This window comes from Euzebyales bacterium (genome assembly GCA_036374135.1).
GTDB lineage: Bacteria > Actinomycetota > Nitriliruptoria > Euzebyales > JAHELV01 > JAHELV01.
On sequence record DASUUK010000094.1, the window covers coordinates 48701 to 66847 of the forward strand.

Genomic DNA, 18147 nt, shown 5'->3' on the forward strand with positions numbered 1-18147 from the left:
ACGTGACCGACACCTGGGAGGGACCTGCGCCGGCGACGGACGCGCTCGCCCGGTGCGTGGGTGACGTGGACACGTTCGTCGAGCGCGCCTGGGGTCGGCAGGCCCTCCTGCACCGGCGTGCGGGTGATGACAGGTTCGACGACCTGCTGTCGCTCGATGACGTCGACCGCATCCTGACGGCCACGTCGCCGCGACGGCCCGCGATCCGGGTGGTGCGCGAGGGGCGTGAGGTCGCGCCGAGCCGCTACACGCGCACCGGAACGCTCGGCTCCCGGACGTTGACCGACCTTCCTGACGTCGACCGCCTGCTCGGGCTGTTCGACGAGGGTGCGACCATCGTGCTGCAGGGGCTGCAGCGCACCTGGCCCGCCGTGGGCCGGCTGTGCCGCGGCATCGAGGCCGTCCTCACCCACCCGGTCCAGGCCAACGCGTACCTCACACCACCGAGCTCGCAGGGCCTCGACGTCCACCACGACACCCACGACGTGTTCGCGCTGCAGACGTACGGGCGGAAGCGCTGGGTGACGTATCCGCCGGTGATCGACCACCCGTTGCCGGGCCAGCACCGTCGTGTCGACGACGACGAGCTCGACCATCCCGACATCGACACCGACCTGGTGCCGGGCGACTGCCTGTACGTCCCGCGCGGCACGCTGCACGCCGCCGCGACCACGGGCGACGCGTCGCTGCACCTGACCATCGGTGTGCGGGTCGTGACCTGGTACGACCTCGCCCGCCGCCTGCTCGAGCGCACACGCGACGTCGCAGCCTTCCGCGAGGCGCTGCCGGCCGGCTTTGCGCGCGATCCGCAGCTGCTCCGTGACGAGGTGCCGGGTCGGCTCAAGCAACTCGCCGACCTGATCGCCGACACCGACCCGGATGCGGTGGCCGACCGGGAGGCCGATCGCCTGTGGCGGGGACTGCTGGCCCGTCCGGACGGCGCGCTGCGCATGCGCCTGGCCGACATCGACGACGACACGGTGGTCGAGCCGCGCGACGATCTGCCGTTTGTGATCTCCCGCGTCGGCGACCGTCTGCGGGTCCGTCGCGGCGGCACGACGTTGCAGATGCCGGCCTGGGTCGAGCCCGCCCTCCGGGCGGTGCTGACAGGACCCACGCGGCTCGGCGCGCTGCCGGGTGGCCTCGACGCGCCGTCACGCGTCGTGCTGGCGCGGCGGTTGGTGCGCGAGGGCATGATCGTCGTTCGTGGGGCGGCGTGACCGAACGCTTCCGCTGCGCCGCCGCCGCGCAGGCCGTGGGAGAGCCGCGGTACGCGACGGCCTCGACCGTGCGTCGGTGGGTGCTGGTCGAGCAACCGGGTCCGTGGGGCATCGACGCGGTCCGCGAGAGCCGCATGCCGTCGGCGGCCTCCGAGGCGCTCGTCGACCTGGGCAAGCGTCTCGCCGCACGCGTGCTGCTGATCCGGCGTCCGGGCAACGTCGCGTCCGACGACACACGCGTGTACATCGCGTTCACGGGCGCGCGGGACCGCTGGCTCGAGTCATTCGTCGTTCACGGCGTGCCGGACGTGCTCGACCTCGACCTCGATCCACTCCGCAACGGTGGTCGGGTCGGTGGCGAGGTCACCGTCGGACCGCTGCTGCTGGTGTGCACGAACGGGCGGCACGACCCGTGCTGCGCCGAGTTCGGTCGACCGGTCGCCGACGCGTTGGGCCGCGCCTTCCCGGACGCGACGTGGGAGGTGTCCCACATCGGTGGCGACCGCTTCGCCGGCAATGTCGTGACGTTGCCCGACGGGATCTACTACGGCGGGCTCGACGCCGACCGTGCGGTCGCGGTCGCCGGGGCGCACCGCTCCGGCCACATCGTGCTCGACGCCTACCGCGGCCGCAGCGCCTACCCGTTCCCGGTGCAGGCCGCGGAGTTCTTCCTCCGGCGTGAGCGGCGCCTCGACGGGCTCGACGCCGTGCGCTGGACCGGGCGTCGGCGGCTCGATGACGACCAGTGGCGCGTCACCTTCGCCACGCCGAGCGGCGCCGTCGACGTCGAGGTCGTCACCGGTCGTGAGCCGGTCGCACGGCAGCTGACCTGTCGGACCGAACAACTCGCCCGCGCACCCCGCTACAGCCTGGTGGCGATCGATGCCGCCGGCTGAACCGCACCCCCTGCACGACGTCGTCGCCGCGCTGCTTCGCCGCGTCGCCACCGAGGTGGTCCTCGTCCACTTCCGCTCGCTGTCGGACCACGACGTCCGGGAGAAGTCACCCGGCGATCCGGTCACCGTCGCCGACGAACAGGCCGAGGCGCAGCTGCGCGCCGGCCTGCTCCAGGCGCTCCCCGCCGCCCGGGTCGTCGGTGAGGAAGCCGCCAGCGCCGACCCATCGCTGCTCGACGGGCTCGGCGAGGGCACCGTGTGGGTGGTCGATCCGATCGACGGCACGTCCAACTTCGCCGACGGAGTGAGCCCGTTCGCACTGATGGTCGCACTGGTCGATGACGGCCTGACGACCGCCGGGTGGATATACGACCCCGTCGCCGAGCGGCTGTGTCACGCGCATCGGGGGCACGGCGCCTTCGTGGACGGCCGCACGGTCCTCGCACGCGCGAGCGGTGCGGACCCGCCGCGGGCGATGCTGGCGACGACGTTCACGTCCGCGGACGAGCGGGGTGACCGCGCGGCCCGCGCCGCCGGCAGGTTCACCGAGGTTCCGAATCCACGCTGTGCCGGCGAGCAGTACCCGCAGGTGGTGCTGGGCGAGACCGATGTCGCGCTGTTCCAGCGGGCGCTGCCGTGGGATCACGCGCCCGGCACGCTGTTCGTGTCCGAGGCGGGCGGGCGTGCGGCCCGCCCGGACGGCACGCCGTACCGGGTGGCCGACCGTCGTCCCGGCCTCCTGATCGCGGCGACCCCGCTACTGTGGGACAGCGCCGCGACGGTCCTGTTCGACTGAACGGTCCCCGGCCGCTGTCAGCCGCGGTCGTCGCCTGGCGCCAGCGTCGCCCAACGGCTCGTGATCCGTACCGGGAGATCGGCGTCGTCGCCGGCATCTGAGCCGCCCCAGGGTCACGGCGTCGCCCGGCCGAGTCGCCCGGCCATCGCGCGTACGGCGTCGGCCAGCTCAGGCGGGTCGAGCACGGTGAAATCAATGCCCAGCGCCGCGATGTGCGCGACGATGATGGCGAGATCGTCGGCGCCGGTCGTCAGCGCGGTCGTCGCGCCTTCTGCCTCCAGGACCGCGACGGTCGCCGGCACCCGGTCGGCGACGGCGTCGACCGGCGCGTGCAGGCGTACACGCGCCGTCCACCTGTACGGCGCGGTCGACACGGCGCGTGACACCATGGCGGCGGCGTCGGGCTCGCCGCCCCGCGTGAACCGCCGGCCGGTCGTCACCACGTGCGTGATGCGGTCGACCCGCAGCGTCCGCCACGCCTCGCGGTCGACGTCGTGACCGACGAGGTACCAGCGCCATCCGGAGTGCACCAGCCGATACGGCTCGACGAGGCGGCGGGAACGGACGCCGTCGTGGGTGCGGTAGTCGAAGCGCACCTGTTCCGGTGTCCGGCACGCCTGCGCGAGGGTCACGAGCAGGTCGGACGCGACTGGGGTGCCCGACCTGCGGGGCAGCGTGACCGTCGCGTCGTCCACGGCTCGCGCGCGCGAGCGCAGGTGCGCGGGCAGCGTCTGCTCGAGCTTCGCCAGTGCCCTGGTCGCAGCCTCCTCGACACCCGTGACGGTGCCCGCGGCACCGGCGCGCAGGCACACGGCGACGGCCACGGCCTCCTCCTCGTCGAGCAGCAGCGGCGGGAGACGTCCACCACGACCCAGCCGGTAGCCGCCGCTCGGCCCGCGCACAGACTCGACGGGGTACGCCAGGTCGCGGAGACGACCGATGTCACGACGCACGGTGCGCTCGGTGACGTCCAGCGCATCGGCGAGCTCCGCGGCCGACCACCACGGCCGTGTGGTCAGCAACGCGAGCAGCTGCAGCAGTCGGGTCGAGGTGGAGCGCACACGTGCAGTCTGCCGCAATTGCGGACTGTTTCTGACCGCAACGACGCGTATCGTCGCAGACGCACCGTGCGGCATCGAATGGAAGGGCCCCCGACCATGTCACCGACGACGTCACTGCTGTTCGATCAGCTCGACTGGCACTGGACGACGCAGCTGCGTCCGCGGCTGGATCAGCTGTCCGACCACGAATACCTGTGGGAGCCGGTCGCCGGCTGCTGGAGCATCCGACCGCGGGAGCAGGCGACGTCGGCACTCGCCGCCGGCGGCGGCGACGTCGTGATGGACTTCGCGCTGCCCGAGCCCGATCCGCCACCTGTCACGACGATCGCCTGGCGGCTGGCGCACATCGCCGTGGCGATCTTCGGCATGAGGGTCGCCGCGCACTTCGACGGACCGGCGATGGACGTCCGAACCGTCGACTACCCGCTGACCGCCGCGGGCGGTCTCGCGTTGCTCGACGAGCACTACGGCGCGTGGGTGACGCACCTGCGCACCGTCGACGACGACCGGCTGTGGCAGCCCTGCGGGCCCACCGAGGGACCGTACGCAGACCTGCCGTTCGCCGGCCTGATCCTGCATCTCAACCGCGAGGCGATCCATCACGGCGCCGAGATCGCGCTCCTGCGCGACCTGTACCGTGCATCCGACGGCGGCCGCGCGTTGGGCGCGGCGGCGCCGGATGGGAGTCATCGCTCATGAGCGTCGGGTATCAGATCGTCGTCGACTGCCACGACCCGCATCGGCTGGCCGCGTTCTGGGCCGCCGCCATGGACCTGGAGGTGGAGGATCACGACGCCCAGGTCCGGCACGTGCTCGACCAGGGCCACCTGCCGGCCGACAGCGATGCGTACGTCGAGCACGAGGGCCGCCTGCGGTGGCGTGCGTTCGCCGCGTGCAGTGGGGACGGTGGTCGGACGCGGCTGCTGTTCCAGGTCGTCGACGACCCCACGGAGGGCAAGAACCGCGTGCACCTGGATCTGCGTGCCGGCGATGACCGCAGGGACGCGGAGGTGGCGCGGCTCGAGCAGCTCGGCGCGACCCGGCTGTGGGAGGGACAGCAGGGACCGCTGCGTTGGGTGACGATGGCCGACCCGGAGGGCAACGAGTTCTGCGTCGGCTGACCCGGCGGAGACCGAGCGGTCAGTCGCCGCCGGTGTCGGGCAGGGTGAGGCTGCCATCGTCGCCGAGCGGCCAGAACGGGTTCATGGCCACCTCCCACACGTGTCCGTCGGGATCGGCCCAGTAGCCCGAGTAGCCGCCCCAGAGGACTTCTTCGGGGTCCTTCAGGCGGGTGCCGCCAGCGGCCAGGGCGGCCTCGTAGGCCGCATCGACCTCGGCGGTCGTCGAGAAGTTCTGAGCCAGTGCGACCGCGCCGGTGCCCAGCGCCGCGCGCGGCCGTCCCTGGTCCTCGGCGAGCGCCTCGAGGCTGAACAGCCCGAGCACCGCCCCGTGCATCTGGAAGAACGCGACCTCGTCCTGGCTCTGGTCGTGCTCGCGCCATCCGAGAGCGGCATAGAAGGCACGTGCGCGGGCGAGGTCGGCGACGCCGAGGGTGATCAGGGTGACACGTTGCGGGGTCATGGTTGATCCTGTGGGTGGGTCGACGGCGTGCAGCGTAGTCGTGTCGTATGCGGCTCCGCGCACCGTGGTGTACCGCCCCGCCGATGCGTCTACCGGTGACACGCTGCCGCAGCGAGCCGGGCCGGGTGCTCTGTGCTGGTGTCAGTCCGACCGACTCCAGCTCGTGGATCGACTGGCCCGACCGGTACCCGTGGCGGCCGGACTGACACCCGGCGTAGCATGCAGGCATGGCTGCGGCACCGCCGACGATCACCGGCCACGCCTGGGGGCGCGTCACTGTCGACGGTCGGACCTACAAGGACGTCATGCTCATGCCCGGCCGCGCCCGCGCGTGGGACTGGAACCGGACCGGCACGTCGCACGGCGACGGTGTGCAGCCCGCCGACGTGACCGTGCTGCTCGACCACGGCGCGCGGCACGTCGTGCTGTCGCAGGGTCGGCACGGCCGTCTCCAGATCCACGCCGACACGCTCACGCTGCTCGCCGACCGCGGCGTCACCTACGACGTGCTGATGACCGACGACGCGGTCGAACGCTACGAACAGCTGCGGGCGGCCGGCGAGGCGGTCGGTGCGCTGCTGCACACCACCTGCTGATCACCACGCCCATCCACGGAGACGCTGAGGTGCCCGATCACGGCCGGCCGCGCCCCCACCGCACCAGCGCCTCCGGGCCGGTCCCGCCCCGAACGGCGACAGCGTGAGCGCCGACGCCGACCCGTGGGCGGCGCTGGCACCGGCGTTCGTCGACCGGCACTACGCCACGGCGCGCGGACGCACACGCACGCGTGTGATCGACGCCCACCTGCGGTGGCACCTGCCCGAGCCTCCCGCGCCGCTCGTCGACATCGGGGGCGGTGCGGGCACCCAGTCGCTGCCGCTGGCCCGACGGGGGCACCCGGTGACCATCGTGGACCCGTCGGAGGCCATGCTCGGACGTGCCCGGGCGGCCCTGGCCCGTGAGCCCGGCGCCGTCGCGGCGCGGGTCGAACTGATCCGAGCGACGGGCGTCGATGCCGTCGAGCTGCTCGGCGCGGGCCGGTACGCGGGCGTGCTGTGCCACGGGGTCATCTCCTACGTCGACGACCCCGCGCCGTTCGTCGCCGCGCTGTGCGCGCTCGTCCGGCCTGCCGGGGTCGTGTCGATCCTCGCCAAGAACGCCGCCACGATGGCCGTCCGCCCCGCCTTCGAGGGCCGCTGGCGCGACGCGCTGCGTAGCTTCGACGCCCGCGGTGAGATCAACGCGCTGGGCGTGGCGACGCGCGGTGACACCGTCGACGGGATCGCCGCGCTGATGGCCGCCCACGAGGTGCGGATGATCGACTGGTACGGCGTGCGGGTGTTCGTCGAGGCGTGGCCCGGCGACAGCGAGATCCCCGGGGACATCGACGACATCGTCGCCGTCGAGCTCGAGGCGAGCCGGCGCGAGCCGTACCGCCGCCTCAGCCGTCTGTTCCACGTCCTCGGCCGCCGGTCCGGATGACGACGGCATGCGCGGCGGACCGCATCGGTTGACGTCGACAGCGTGCGATTGCGCTGGCGCCGCCCGATGCGTGGTTACCGGCATGCGGAAAGGGGGCATGGCACAACCATGCGAATCGTCATGCTCATGGGCGGCGCCAACACCGAACGCGATGTGTCACTGGCGTCGGGCATCGAGGTTGCCAGCGCCCTGCGGGCGGCCGGGCACGAGGTCGCCAACGTCGACCTCGCCACCGAGGTTGACGTCAGCAATGGCGTCGACGAGTTGTTCGTCTCGACGGATCCGCACGGGTGGGAACCCGACGTCCACCGCGAGCCACCCACGCACGACGAGATCGCGGAGCTGCGCGACCGGTATCCGCACACGGTGTTCGCACCCGGCGTGCTCGACGTCTGCCGGGCCGCCGACCTCGTGTATCCGCTGGTGTACAGCGACGAGGGCGAAGGTGGATACATCCAGGCTGTGCTGGAGCTGTGCGACATCCCCTACGTCGGCCCCACGCCGCTCGGATGCTCGATCTCCTTTGACAAGCTGACGGCCAAGCGGTTGTGCCGCGACAGTGGGCTGGCCACACCGGAGTGGCGGGTCGTCCGCGATGACGACGACGTGGATGTCGTGGACTTCGACGGTCCGTGGGTGGTCAAGCCGGTTCGTGGCGGCTCGACGATCGGGGTGACGCTGGCCAGCGACCGCAGTGAGCTGCACGAAGCGGTGGCGTCGAGCCGAGAATACGGCGCCGACGCGCTGGTCGAGGAGCGCATCGACGGGCGCGAGTTCAGCCTGGGCGTCATCGGTGAGGAGGCACTGGCGGTGGTCGAGATCAGCACCGACCGCGAGCTGTTCGACTACGTGGCCAAGTACCAGGAGGGCAAGGCGGACGAGGTGTGCCCGGCGCCGCAGGCCGACGCGGAGCGCGACGAGCTCCAGGCTCTGGCGGTGCGGGCGCACGACGTGCTGGTCCAAGGAGACCACTCGGCGTCACGCATGGACTTCCTGCAGGACGGCGACGGACGCTTCTACTTCCTGGAGTGCAACGGCCTGCCGGGCATGACCTCGACGAGCCTGTTCCCCAAGTCGGCGATGGGTGCGGGCATGGATCTGTCGCAGGTCTGTGACCGCATCGCCCAGCTGGCGTACGAGGCACGCGTCGGCTGAGCGCGGGTCTTCGCGCGATCCGCGTGTGACCACTACGCTGCTCGTGTCGCGCCGGTCGTCAGCCCGAGCGCGGGTCCGTCCTTCCGGGAGGTTGAGCGCGTGGACGGCCGGAACGCCCCGACGACGTCGGCTGCCTCCGCACGGCACGTGCTGCAGTCCGTCCCACCCACGGGTTCCATGCGCGTGGCCATCGCGGGTATATCCCACGAGAGCAACACATACGCGGTCGAGGCGTCCGGGCTGACGTTCGCCGACTGGTTCGAGTGCTTCCGCGGCGACGAGATCATCGCGCGCTACCGCGATACCGCGACCTACATCGGCGGCATGGTCGACGGGCTGGCGGCGCTGGGCGCGGTGGCCGTTCCGACGTTCTTCGCCATCGGCGAGCCGTCGGGCACCATCCGCGCCGCGGCGTACGAGCACCTGCGCGACGAGCTGCTGAGTCGCCTGCGTGCCGTCCTGCCGGTCGACGCCGTCGCACTCGAGCTGCACGGCGCCGGGGTCACCGAGACGACCGATGATCTCGAGGGCGATCTGCTCGCGCACGTTCGGGCGCTGGTCGGCACCACGACGCCGATCGTCGTGACGCTGGACCTGCACGCCAACGTGACCGACCGCATGGCGGAGCACGCCGACGTTCTGCTGGGCGTGCGCCTCAACCCCCACACCGACATGCACGATCGTGGCGTGGAGGCCGTCGAGCTGGTGCCCGGGCTCCTGCGGGGTGACATGCAGCCGACGGCCCACGTCGAGCGCCTGCCGATGCTGCTGCCGCTGACGACGACCGACACTGGCCCGGCCGCGGACGTCAACGCGCGCTGCGCCGAGGTCGAGCGACGCCCGGGGATCATCGACTGTACCTTCTTCCACGGGTTCCCGTACGCCGACGGGTTCGACGTCGGCGCGCGGATCGTGTGCACGACCGACGACGCGGCCGAGCTCGCGAGGGACGCGGCGCGCGAGGTCGCCGCCCACGTGTGGGAACGTCGCGAGGACTTCCGGTCTGCGGGGCTGTCGCCGCCGGAGGCCGTGGCCGCCGCACTCGAGATCCCCGACGGGCCGGTGGTCATCAACGACACCGCCGACAACCCGGGGGGTGGGACCATGGGTGACGACGTCCAGCTGTTGCAGGCGCTGCTGGACCACCGGGTGGAGCGCGCCTGCTTCGGGTTCATCTGTGACGCCGAGACCGCCGCGCAGGCCCACCAGGCGGGGGTCGGGTCGACCATCGACGTCAAGCTCGGTGGCAAGAGCGACCGGCGGATCCGGTCTCCGCTCGCGGCGACCGCCTACGTCAAGGGGTTGACCGACGGCCGGTTCCGGCTGTCGTTCTACGCGCCCGGCCTGCAGGTCGATCTGGGTCGCACGGCGCGGCTGCGCATCGACGGTGTGGACGTCATCGTCGTGTCGCGCGTGCAGCAGACGTTCGATCCCGAGGTGTTCCTGTTGCACGGCGTCGACGTCACGCGGTGCCGCGTGATCGCGCTGAAGTCCAGCCACCACTTCCGTGCCGGGTTCCGCGATCTGGCCACCGCGATCATCACCGCCGACAGCGAGTCGGGCCTGACGACGCAACGCATCGAGCGGCTGCGCCGCCGGGCGGGCATGCTGCCGACGTGGCCGATCGACGTGACGGCCAGGTACGGCGACGGCTGAGGGTCGATTCAGGGACCTCCCCGACATCGGCGGCCGCCATGGCCGTCTACCGTGGTGGCATGGAGAACATGCGCCACGAGACGAGGCCGTGCGCCCACTGCGGCGGGATCATCGCACCCGACGACACGACGTGCGCGACGTGCGGCCGACCGTACATCCCGGACGCGTCGGCGACCGACGACGCGTCGTCGCCGGCCGCTGACGGCACGGCGAGCGCTGACGTGCCACCCCCACCCAGCGACGTCGCGATGTCGTCTGCGCCGCCACCGCCGGCGGCGGCGATCACCGACGAGTCGCGGATGTGGGCGATGGGTGCGCACCTCAGCGCGCTCGCCGGCGTGCTGCTCGGTGGTCTGCCGGCGTTCCTCGGGCCGCTCGTCGTCTGGCTGCTGCGTCGCGACGAGCACGATCCGTTCGCGGCCGCCCATGCGCGCGAGGCGCTCAACTTCAACATCTCGGTGATCATGTACGCGGTCGTGGGCGTGCTGGTCACGATCCTGACGTTGGGGCTGGCGCTGCTGATTGTCGTCCCGGTGGGCATCATCCTGTTCATCCTCTACCTCGTCGTCACGGTACGGGGCGCGATCGCGGCATCCCGCAGCGAGTACTACGACTATCCGCTGACCATCCGGCTGGTCCGCTGACGGAGACCGCCGACGAACGGTGACAGCGCACCGCCCCCGCTTGTGAAGCGGGCAACAATCTGTACACGCGTCTAGACACGTGTACGGTGGTGCGCCGATGAGCAGCGTCACGCCCCAGGAAGAGACCCGCGATCGCCTGATCGCCGCCGCGCGCGCGGTGATCGACCGGTCGGGACTGCGGGGCGCCCGCATGGAGGACATCGCGGCCGAGGCCGGGGTCAGCCGCGCCGCCGTCTACTACCACTTCTCGAGCAAGGACGCGCTCGCGGCGGCACTCGTCGACGACATCTTCCGCGGACTCGTCGCGACCGTGCGCACCGCGCTGTCCGACGGACCAGTCGACCAGGTCGTCCGCGCATCGGCCGCGTTCTTCAAGGACCAGGTCGCGCTGGCCCGCCTGCTGCTCACCGAGATGCCCACACCGGTCGAGCCCGAGCACATCATGGGCCGCCACCGTGACGAACTGCTCGGCATGTTGCGTGAACGACTCCGGACCGACATGCGCGACGGTCGCGTGCGTCGCTGCGACGTCGACGTCGCGGCCGCCGCGCTCGCCGGACTGATGCGCGTGGCTCCGTTCGAGATGCTGGCCGGCAGCCAGCTCGACCTCACGTACCTCACCGATGAGCTGTGCGCGTTCGTCCGTCACGCGCTCGCGCCACCGGACCGGGCCGTCGGGGAGCCCTCGGACGCCGGGGCCGACCCCGACCCGACACCAGCAGGGAGCTGAACACCGTGCGCACGTTCACCCGCCTCGCCCTCGAGCATCGGACCGTTACGCTCCTGGGCATCGTCCTCGTGCTCGTGGCAAGCGTGGGCGCGGCCTTCGGGCTGCGCCAGGAGCTCTTCCCGTCGATCCAGCCGCCGTACCTCGTGACGGTCGCCACCCAGCCAGGCGCCGGGCCGGTGTCGGTCGTCGACAACCTCACCGAGCCCATCGAGGATGCGATCGAGTCGACGGCGTCGCTCGAGCAGGTGGCATCGACCAGCCTCGAGGGCGTCAGTGTGACGTTCGCCGAGTACACCTACGGCACCGACATCGAAGAGCGTGAGCGTGAGGTCCGCGACGCGGTGGCGACCGCCGACCTGCCCGCCGGCGTCGACGCGCCACAGGTCACGTCCGTCACACCGGACGCGCTGCCGATCTACTCCGTCGCGCTGACGGGCGAGAACATCGGCGAGGTCACCCAGATCGCGCGGGACGACCTCGTGCCCGAGCTCGAAGGCCTGGAGGGCGTCGCGGAAGCCACGCTCAACGGCGCCGGTGCCCGGATCGTCGAGGTCACGCTCGACCCGAAGCGGCTGGCCGACAACGGTCTGACGGGCAACGACGTCGTCACCGCCATCAACGATGCGGACCTCTCGTCCCCCGTCGGCGCCGTCACTGACGGCGACACGACACTGCCGGTCCGGGTCGTCGGTGCCAACATCGACGTCGCGGCGATCCGCGACATCGAGATCGTGCCGAACGCCGCCGCGGCGCAGGGCGCGGATGCCTCCGCCCAGGCGGATGGCGGTCAGGCACCCGGTGCCGCCCCGCAGAGCGACGGCGCGGCGTCCGGTCAGGCGCCGGTCGGGGATCCGGCCGTGGCAGCGCCGCGGCCCGAGCCTGTGCGGATCGCGCAGCTCGGCGAGGTCACGACCACGCGTGGCGACACCGAGACCATCTCCCGGCTCGACGGTCGGCAGGCGGTCACACTGCAGATCCGCAAGGAGCAGGACGCCAACACGGTCGAAACCGTCGAGCGCATCGAGCAGGCCGTCGAGGACGTCGACCTGCCCACGTCGGTCGACACCGAGGTCATCGTCAACCAGTCGCCCGAGATCACCGACGGCGTGAGCGACGTCACCCGGGACGCCGTCATCGGCGCCGTCCTCGCGCTGCTCATGATCATCATCTTCCTGCGCAGTTGGCGCGGCACGATCGTGGCGGGAATCTCGATCCCGCTGTCGTTGATCGCTGCGCTCGGCCTGATGCGGTTGACGGGCGTCACGATCAACATCCTCACGTTGGGCGCGCTCGCGATCGCCGCGGGACGGGTGGTCGACGACGCGATCGTCGTGCTCGAGAACATCTACCGCCAGCTCGAGCGCGGCCTGCCACTGCGGGAGGCCGTGCGCGTCGGCGCCAGCGAGGTCACCGGCGCCGTGACGTCGGCCACGCTCACGGCCGTCGCCGTGTTCGTGCCGCTGGCGTTCATCTCGGGCCTCGTCGGCGAGATCTTCATCGGCTTCGCGCTGACGACGACGTTCGCGCTCCTGGCCAGCCTGCTGGTCGCGACGACCGTCGTGCCGGTCGTCGGCTCGCTGCTGCTGCGTCGCGCGGAGGCCGACAAGGCCGATCCCGAGAACTCGCCGCTGCGTCGCATGGTGCGCCGGCCGCTGACGTGGGCGCTGGACCACAGAGCGCTGACGTTGACCATCGCCGTCGTCCTGCTCGGTGGGAGCATCGCCAGCCTGAGCCAGGTGCCGACCAACCTGTTCCCCACCGCCGATGCCGAGAACCTGGTGATCACGGTCGATGCCGATCAGGGAACGTCGCTGGAAGCGACGGGCGAGGAGGTCGCGCCGCTCGAGGACCGACTCGAGCGCGTGGACGGCGTCGACAGCTACACCACCGTGGTCGGTTCGTCCACCGACGGCGTGTCGGCCGCGTTCGGCGGTGGTGGAGGCGACTCGACGGCGACGATCACCGTCGACGTCGAGGACGGCACCGACACCGCGGAGCTCCGCGACGAGGTCAGCGCGGAGCTCGACGACCTCGGCCTCACCGGTTCGGTGACCGAGCAGTCCGCCATCCCCACCGGCAGCGAGGCCGTCGTGCAGATCAGCGGTGACGACTTCGAGGCGGTCAGCGCGACCGCGGACGAGGTCGAGGCCGAACTGGAGGCCGTGGACGGGCTCGCGAACCTCTCGTCGAACGTCACCGAGGCCCGCCCCGAGCTGACCGTCGACGTCCGTGAGGACGACGCCCGTGCGTCCGGTCTGAGCACGGGCGCGGTCGCCGGTCTGCTGGCCGGCACCCTCAACGCCACGACCGCGACGACGGTCGACCTCGACAGCGGTGAGCGCGACGTGCTCGTGCAGATCGATCCCGAGGCGGTCGACAGTGCACAGGAGCTACGCGACCTGCCGTTGCCGACCGGTCAGACCCTGGGCGACATCGCCGACGTCGAGGAGGCCGACAGCCCGGTGGCGGTCACACGGGCCGACGGCACACGGTCGGCCGAGGTCAGCGCGACGATCACCGATGAGAACATCGGTCAGGTCACCACTGAGATCAACACCGCGCTCGATGACCTCGATTCACCCGACGGTGTCGACGTCACCCAGATCGGCAGCAACCAGGAGATCGGCGAGAGCTTCCAGGACCTGTTCGTCACGCAGGCGATCGCCGTGGGCCTGGTCTACCTGGTGCTGGTCGCCACGTTCGGCAGCCTGCTCACGCCGTTCGTCATCCTGCTGACCCTGCCGCTCGCCGCGATCGGCGCGTTCCCCGCGTTGGCCATCACGGGCCGCGAGCTCGGTCTCCCGGCGATGATCGGCCTGCTGATGCTCATCGGCATCGTCATCACGAACGCGATCGTCCTGCTCGAGTTCGTCGAGCAACGCCGCGCGGCGGGCATGACGCTGCGGGAGGCCGTGATCGACGGCGCGGAGACCCGCGTGCGCCCGATCCTGATGACCGCACTGACGACGATGATCGGCCTGGTGCCCCTGGCGCTCGGGCTCAGCGAGGGTGCACTGCTGTCCGCCTCACTGGCGACGGTCGTGATCGGCGGCCTGCTCACGTCGACGCTGCTGACGCTGATCGTGATCCCGGTGGTCTACACGGTGTTCATGGGCATGCGCGACCGCGTGCGTGGCGGTCCCCGCGAGGACGGCGATGGTGGGGCCGACGGGCACGCGCGCGACGACACACCGGTGCCGGTCCGCACTCCCGAGGGCGTCAACGCGTCCTCCGGCACGGGCGGCAACGGCCGACGTGGTCGTGACGCGGCGTCGGTGGTCGGCGTCGCCGCCGACCTGCGCGTCGTCGGCCGGTTCCCCAGCCGGACGCAGGCGCAGGCGGCACTCGATCAGCTCGACCGCTCGGGGATGCGCATCGACCACCTGACGATCCGCAGTGCCGGTGCTTCGGCGCGGCCCGCGCGGGGCCGGCTGACCCGCGCTGCCCTGGCGTGGCTGCGCGAGCACGAGCCCGAGCAGCTCACCGCACCGACCGACCCTGTGTGGGAGCTGGTCGCGCCGGCCGCGTACGCTGAGGCCGCCAGGGCCGTGCTGTCGGGCAACGGCCAGTCGTTCGCGCCCTACGTGCGCGGCTGACGGGACCACCCCCGCCCGTCGCCGACGTCGGACGCGCGCCACCTCGGGAAGGAAAGGGAGCCGGTGCCGGGCGGAGCACCCCTGCTCGACCTCGCCGGCGTCACCGTGACCGCAGGCGGCGCGACCCTGCTCCGCGATGTCGACTGGCGCGTGCGGGCCGGCGAGCGCTGGGTCGTCATCGGACCCAACGGAGCCGGCAAATCCACGCTGCTGCAGATCGCGAGCACGTACCGCTTCCCGTCCCGCGGAGTCGCGTCCGTGCTCGGCCATCGTCTGGGCCGGGTGGACGTTCGCGCGTTGCGCCCCGGCATCGGCTACGCCAGCGCGGAGCTCGGCCGGATGCTCGATCCCCGCCTGACCGCACACCAGGCGGTGCTCGGCGCCCGCACGGCGACCCTCGTCCGGCTGCGTGCAGGCACGCGGTCGCATGGCCACGGTGCTGACGGTCCCCACGTCGAGGACCATCTGCGCGCGACTGACCTGCTCGAACGGCTCGGTGTCGGGCCGGGGGCCCACCGGGCGATCGCGACGCTGTCCGAGGGCGAGCGCCGGCGTGTCCAGATCGCGCGGGCGCTGATGACATCACCCGACCTGCTGCTGCTCGACGAGCCCGCCGCCGGGCTCGACATCGCGGGGCGAGAGCAGCTCATCGCCGTGCTGGAGCGGTTGGCGGCCGACCCGCGTCCCGCCGGGATCGTGTTCGTCACGCACCACGTCGAGGAGATCCCACCGGGGTTCACCCACGCGCTGCTGCTGGCCGACGCCGCCGTCGTGGCGGCCGGGCCCCTTTCGGCGACGCTCACCGCGCGGTCGCTGTCACGATGCATCGGTCTGCCGCTCGCCCTCGACGTCACCGGCGGGCGCTACACGGTCCGCCACCGTCGCATGGAGTGAGGCGGGCGTGGCGCGCGTCACGGTGATGGGCACTGGCGGGGACGACGGCCGCGGATGCCGGCAGCGCTCGCGTTCCCGATCGGCAGCCGCCTCCCCGACTGGCGGTACGAGTCCGAGCCGGCACCCGGTATGGGCGGTAGGCGCATCGCCCACGCGCGCGGCAAGGTTCTGGGTGGTTCGAGCAGCATCAACGGCATGATCTACCAGCGCGGCAACCCATGGACTACGAGAACTGGGCCGCCGCACCCGGCATGGAGCACTGGAGCTACGCCACTGCCTGCCGTACCTCCGGCGGATGGAACGCTGTCTGGCGGCCACGCCCGACGACCCCGTACCGCGGCGCCACGGACCCGCTGCTCCTTGAACGCGGACCGGCCGCCAGCCCGCTCCACGCGGCGCTCTTCGACGCCGTGCGCCAGGCGGGGTCCCGCTCACCGACGACGTCAACGGCGCACGACAGGAGGGGTTCGCGGCGTTCGACCGGAACATCCACGCCGGTCGGCGGCTGTCAGCTGCGCGCGCGTACCTGCATCCCGTCCGTGACCGCCCGAACCTGGATGTGGTGACGCGCGCTCGTCACGTGTGCGCTTCGCCGGCGACCGGGCGGTGGGGATCACCGACGTGCGGGGGCGCCGTGTGACCGACGCCGACGCGAGCGAGACCATCCTGTGCGGCGGTGCCGGTCCCGACGATCCCGCGTTGGCCCAGGGCCACTACTACCTGCCGACGGTGCTCGACGACTGCAGCCAGGACATGACGGTCGTCCACACCGAATCGTTCGGGCCGGTACTGACCGTCGAGCGGTGCGCGGGGTCGATGACGCGGTGCGCATCGCCAACGACACCGATTGCGGGCTGGCCGGCGCGGTCTGGAGCCGTGACGCCGACCGCGCCTGCGGCGTGGCCGGCCGGATGCGACACGGCACCGTCTGGATCAACGACTACCACCCCGTCGTGCCGCAGACCGAGTGGGGCGGATACGGCCGCTCCGGCATCGGCCGTGAGCGCGGCGTGGGCGGCCTCGACGAGTACGCCGGACCAGGCACATCTGGCAGAACACCCGCCCGGCGCCGCAGCACTGGTTGGTTCTCCTGACCAGTGGTCTAGTGGATTCGCTGTGACCTTGTTGCATGCCGTTGCACGTGTATCTCCGACAAGAATCCGTTCGTGTGAGAAGACGCTTGACGAACCGACGCTGACGTGTCTAGCTGAACCGTGACAACCACATGGGGCGGGTCTGTCTGGACGTGACGGACCCTGAGACGCTGGATCGACGCGCCCTATGAACAGTGAACACATCGGGGCTGCAACAAGCAAAGGCGGGAAGCTCGACGCGTACCGTGCACGCCTGCTGGCTCGCGGCCATGGCAACCGCGAGGATCCCCAACATGGCACTGCCACGGTGGGCGTGGAATCGTACGGGCGATCCGGCCGGACCGTTTGGTGCGTGGTGCGACGAAGGATCTGCGATGAAGCGCATTGTGGTACTTGTGGTGATGTTGTTGGTGTTCGCGTTGACGGTTCCCGCCAGTGCCGCGACGTGGCGGAACGTCGGCTCGACCAAAGGCGTTGGCCGGTCCTACGCGCCGGCGTGGGTGGGGATGATCGGCCAGGCCTCCAACGTCAAGAAGGCACGTATCGGCATCTACAACGGGGACACGCGGTCCCGGTCGATTCAGACGAGCCGCTACGTGAGTTGCACGAACAGCAACTACAATTACACGTCGGGGAGCAAGAATGCCTCACACTCCGTGGCGGCGAAGTCGTGGAAATGGGTGACGATCTTCTCGCGAACGAACAGTTGGGATCACTGCGAGATCGACGTCGACGCGTACAACTTCAACCTGAGAGGGCCGCTGCGGCTCCGGGTCCAAGTCCAGTAGCCCCGATCCACTAGTGGGCTGTCGCTGAAGTTGTTTGTGGCTTGAGTTTGGCGAGGATGTCGTCGGCGGCCTTGGTCCACACGAACGGTTCGCAGTGCTCGTTGTACGCGTCGATGTAGGTGCGGATCGCCGCGATGAGGTCGTCGACCGAGGTGAAGCTGCCGCGGTGGATGGCCTGGCGGGTGATGATCGCAAAGAACGTCTCCACGAGGTTCAGCCAGCTGGCCGACGTCGGCGTGAAGTGCAGCGTGATCCGCGGGTGGCGGGCCAGCCATCGCTGCACGTTGTCGTGCTTGTGGGTGGCGTAGTTGTCGCACACGATGTGCAGCTTGACCCGCGGGTAGGCCTTGGCGACCTGCTTGAGGAAGCGCAGGAACTCCTGGTGGCGGTGCCGGGGGTAGCAGGCGTCGGTCACCTTGCCGGTGGCGACCTCTAACGCGGCGAACAGCGTGGTCGTCCCATGCCGTACATAGTCGTGGGTGCGGCTGGCCGGCAGCCCTGGGCGCACGGGCAGCATCGGCTGGGTGCGGTCCAGCGCCTGTATCTGGCTCTTC

General features: G+C 71.2%; 18 protein-coding genes. 15 read left to right on the top strand and 3 right to left on the bottom strand.

From position 1 onward, the window contains the following. The first annotated feature begins 2 nt into the window (after nucleotides 1-2). From VFZ70_15940 to VFZ70_15950, 3 genes are read left to right on the top strand one after another with little or no spacing between them, the layout of a single operon-like run. Complete coding sequence (locus tag VFZ70_15940; GenBank protein ID HEX6257299.1) at nucleotides 3-1220, top strand: cupin domain-containing protein; 1218 nt, start codon at nucleotides 3-5, stop codon at nucleotides 1218-1220. Further along, a complete protein-coding gene (locus VFZ70_15945) occupies nucleotides 1217-2116 on the top strand; it encodes a sucrase ferredoxin (protein HEX6257300.1) in 900 nt (299 codons plus the stop codon). Before VFZ70_15940 ends, VFZ70_15945 begins: the two co-directional genes overlap by 4 nt. After that, a complete protein-coding gene (locus VFZ70_15950; protein HEX6257301.1) occupies nucleotides 2103-2912 on the top strand; it encodes an inositol monophosphatase family protein in 810 nt (269 codons plus the stop codon). The genes VFZ70_15945 and VFZ70_15950 overlap by 14 nt, the downstream gene beginning before the upstream one ends. A 113-nt stretch (nucleotides 2913-3025) precedes the next feature. Here the strand turns inward: VFZ70_15950 and VFZ70_15955 are convergent, their stop codons facing one another. Next, a complete protein-coding gene (locus VFZ70_15955) occupies nucleotides 3026-3973 on the bottom strand; it encodes a WYL domain-containing protein (GenBank protein HEX6257302.1) in 948 nt (315 codons plus the stop codon). Nucleotides 3974-4069: 96 nt separating this feature from the next. Here VFZ70_15955 and VFZ70_15960 point away from each other — a divergent pair, with 96 nt between their 5' ends. Together VFZ70_15960 and VFZ70_15965 are read left to right on the top strand one after the other, a co-directional pair. After that, the gene (locus VFZ70_15960) at nucleotides 4070-4672 is read left to right on the top strand and encodes a DinB family protein (GenBank protein ID HEX6257303.1); all 603 of its coding nucleotides are present in this window, start codon (nucleotides 4070-4072) and stop codon (nucleotides 4670-4672) included. After that, nucleotides 4669-5094, top strand: a complete 426-nt coding sequence (locus VFZ70_15965) for a VOC family protein (protein ID HEX6257304.1) — start codon at nucleotides 4669-4671, stop codon at nucleotides 5092-5094. The genes VFZ70_15960 and VFZ70_15965 overlap by 4 nt, the downstream gene beginning before the upstream one ends. Nucleotides 5095-5113: 19 nt before the next feature. Here the strand turns inward: VFZ70_15965 and VFZ70_15970 are convergent, their stop codons facing one another. Continuing rightward, complete coding sequence (locus VFZ70_15970; GenBank protein HEX6257305.1) at nucleotides 5114-5554, bottom strand: VOC family protein; 441 nt, start codon at nucleotides 5552-5554, stop codon at nucleotides 5114-5116. A 227-nt stretch (nucleotides 5555-5781) separates the two neighbouring features. Between VFZ70_15970 and VFZ70_15975 the strand changes: the two genes are divergently transcribed. The 10 genes from VFZ70_15975 (at nucleotide 5782) to VFZ70_16020 (ending at nucleotide 17593) form a co-directional block, all read left to right on the top strand. Next, nucleotides 5782-6150, top strand: coding sequence for an MTH938/NDUFAF3 family protein (locus VFZ70_15975; GenBank protein ID HEX6257306.1), 369 nt, complete (start codon nucleotides 5782-5784; stop codon nucleotides 6148-6150). A 103-nt stretch (nucleotides 6151-6253) separates the two neighbouring features. Continuing rightward, entirely contained in the window at nucleotides 6254-7036 is a 783-nt protein-coding gene (locus tag VFZ70_15980) for a methyltransferase (GenBank protein ID HEX6257307.1), read from the top strand. Nucleotides 7037-7144: 108 nt separating this feature from the next. After that, complete coding sequence (locus VFZ70_15985; GenBank protein ID HEX6257308.1) at nucleotides 7145-8191, top strand: ATP-grasp domain-containing protein; 1047 nt, start codon at nucleotides 7145-7147, stop codon at nucleotides 8189-8191. 99 nt (nucleotides 8192-8290) lie between these two features. Continuing rightward, nucleotides 8291-9847 (top strand): M81 family metallopeptidase, encoded by a 1557-nt coding sequence (locus VFZ70_15990; GenBank protein HEX6257309.1) that lies wholly within the window; start codon nucleotides 8291-8293, stop codon nucleotides 9845-9847. A 38-nt stretch (nucleotides 9848-9885) separates the two neighbouring features. Further along, entirely contained in the window at nucleotides 9886-10491 is a 606-nt protein-coding gene (locus VFZ70_15995; GenBank protein HEX6257310.1) for a DUF4870 domain-containing protein, read from the top strand. Nucleotides 10492-10588: 97 nt separating this feature from the next. Further along, complete coding sequence (locus VFZ70_16000) at nucleotides 10589-11221, top strand: TetR/AcrR family transcriptional regulator (protein HEX6257311.1); 633 nt, start codon at nucleotides 10589-10591, stop codon at nucleotides 11219-11221. A 5-nt stretch (nucleotides 11222-11226) separates the two neighbouring features. Then, a complete protein-coding gene (locus tag VFZ70_16005; GenBank protein ID HEX6257312.1) occupies nucleotides 11227-14817 on the top strand; it encodes an efflux RND transporter permease subunit in 3591 nt (1196 codons plus the stop codon). Between the two features lie 63 nt (nucleotides 14818-14880). After that, nucleotides 14881-15711 carry an ATP-binding cassette domain-containing protein gene (locus VFZ70_16010; GenBank protein HEX6257313.1) on the top strand — a complete coding sequence of 277 codons (831 nt, stop codon included), beginning with the start codon at nucleotides 14881-14883 and terminating at the stop codon, nucleotides 15709-15711. 803 nt (nucleotides 15712-16514) lie between these two features. Beyond that, entirely contained in the window at nucleotides 16515-16805 is a 291-nt protein-coding gene (locus VFZ70_16015) for an aldehyde dehydrogenase family protein (protein ID HEX6257314.1), read from the top strand. A 374-nt stretch (nucleotides 16806-17179) separates the two neighbouring features. Continuing rightward, complete coding sequence (locus VFZ70_16020) at nucleotides 17180-17593, top strand: hypothetical protein (protein HEX6257315.1); 414 nt, start codon at nucleotides 17180-17182, stop codon at nucleotides 17591-17593. A gap of 10 nt (nucleotides 17594-17603) precedes the next feature. Here the strand turns inward: VFZ70_16020 and VFZ70_16025 are convergent. After that, nucleotides 17604-18147 (bottom strand): IS630 family transposase (locus VFZ70_16025; protein HEX6257316.1); only part of this gene is annotated, 544 nt, incomplete at its 5' end.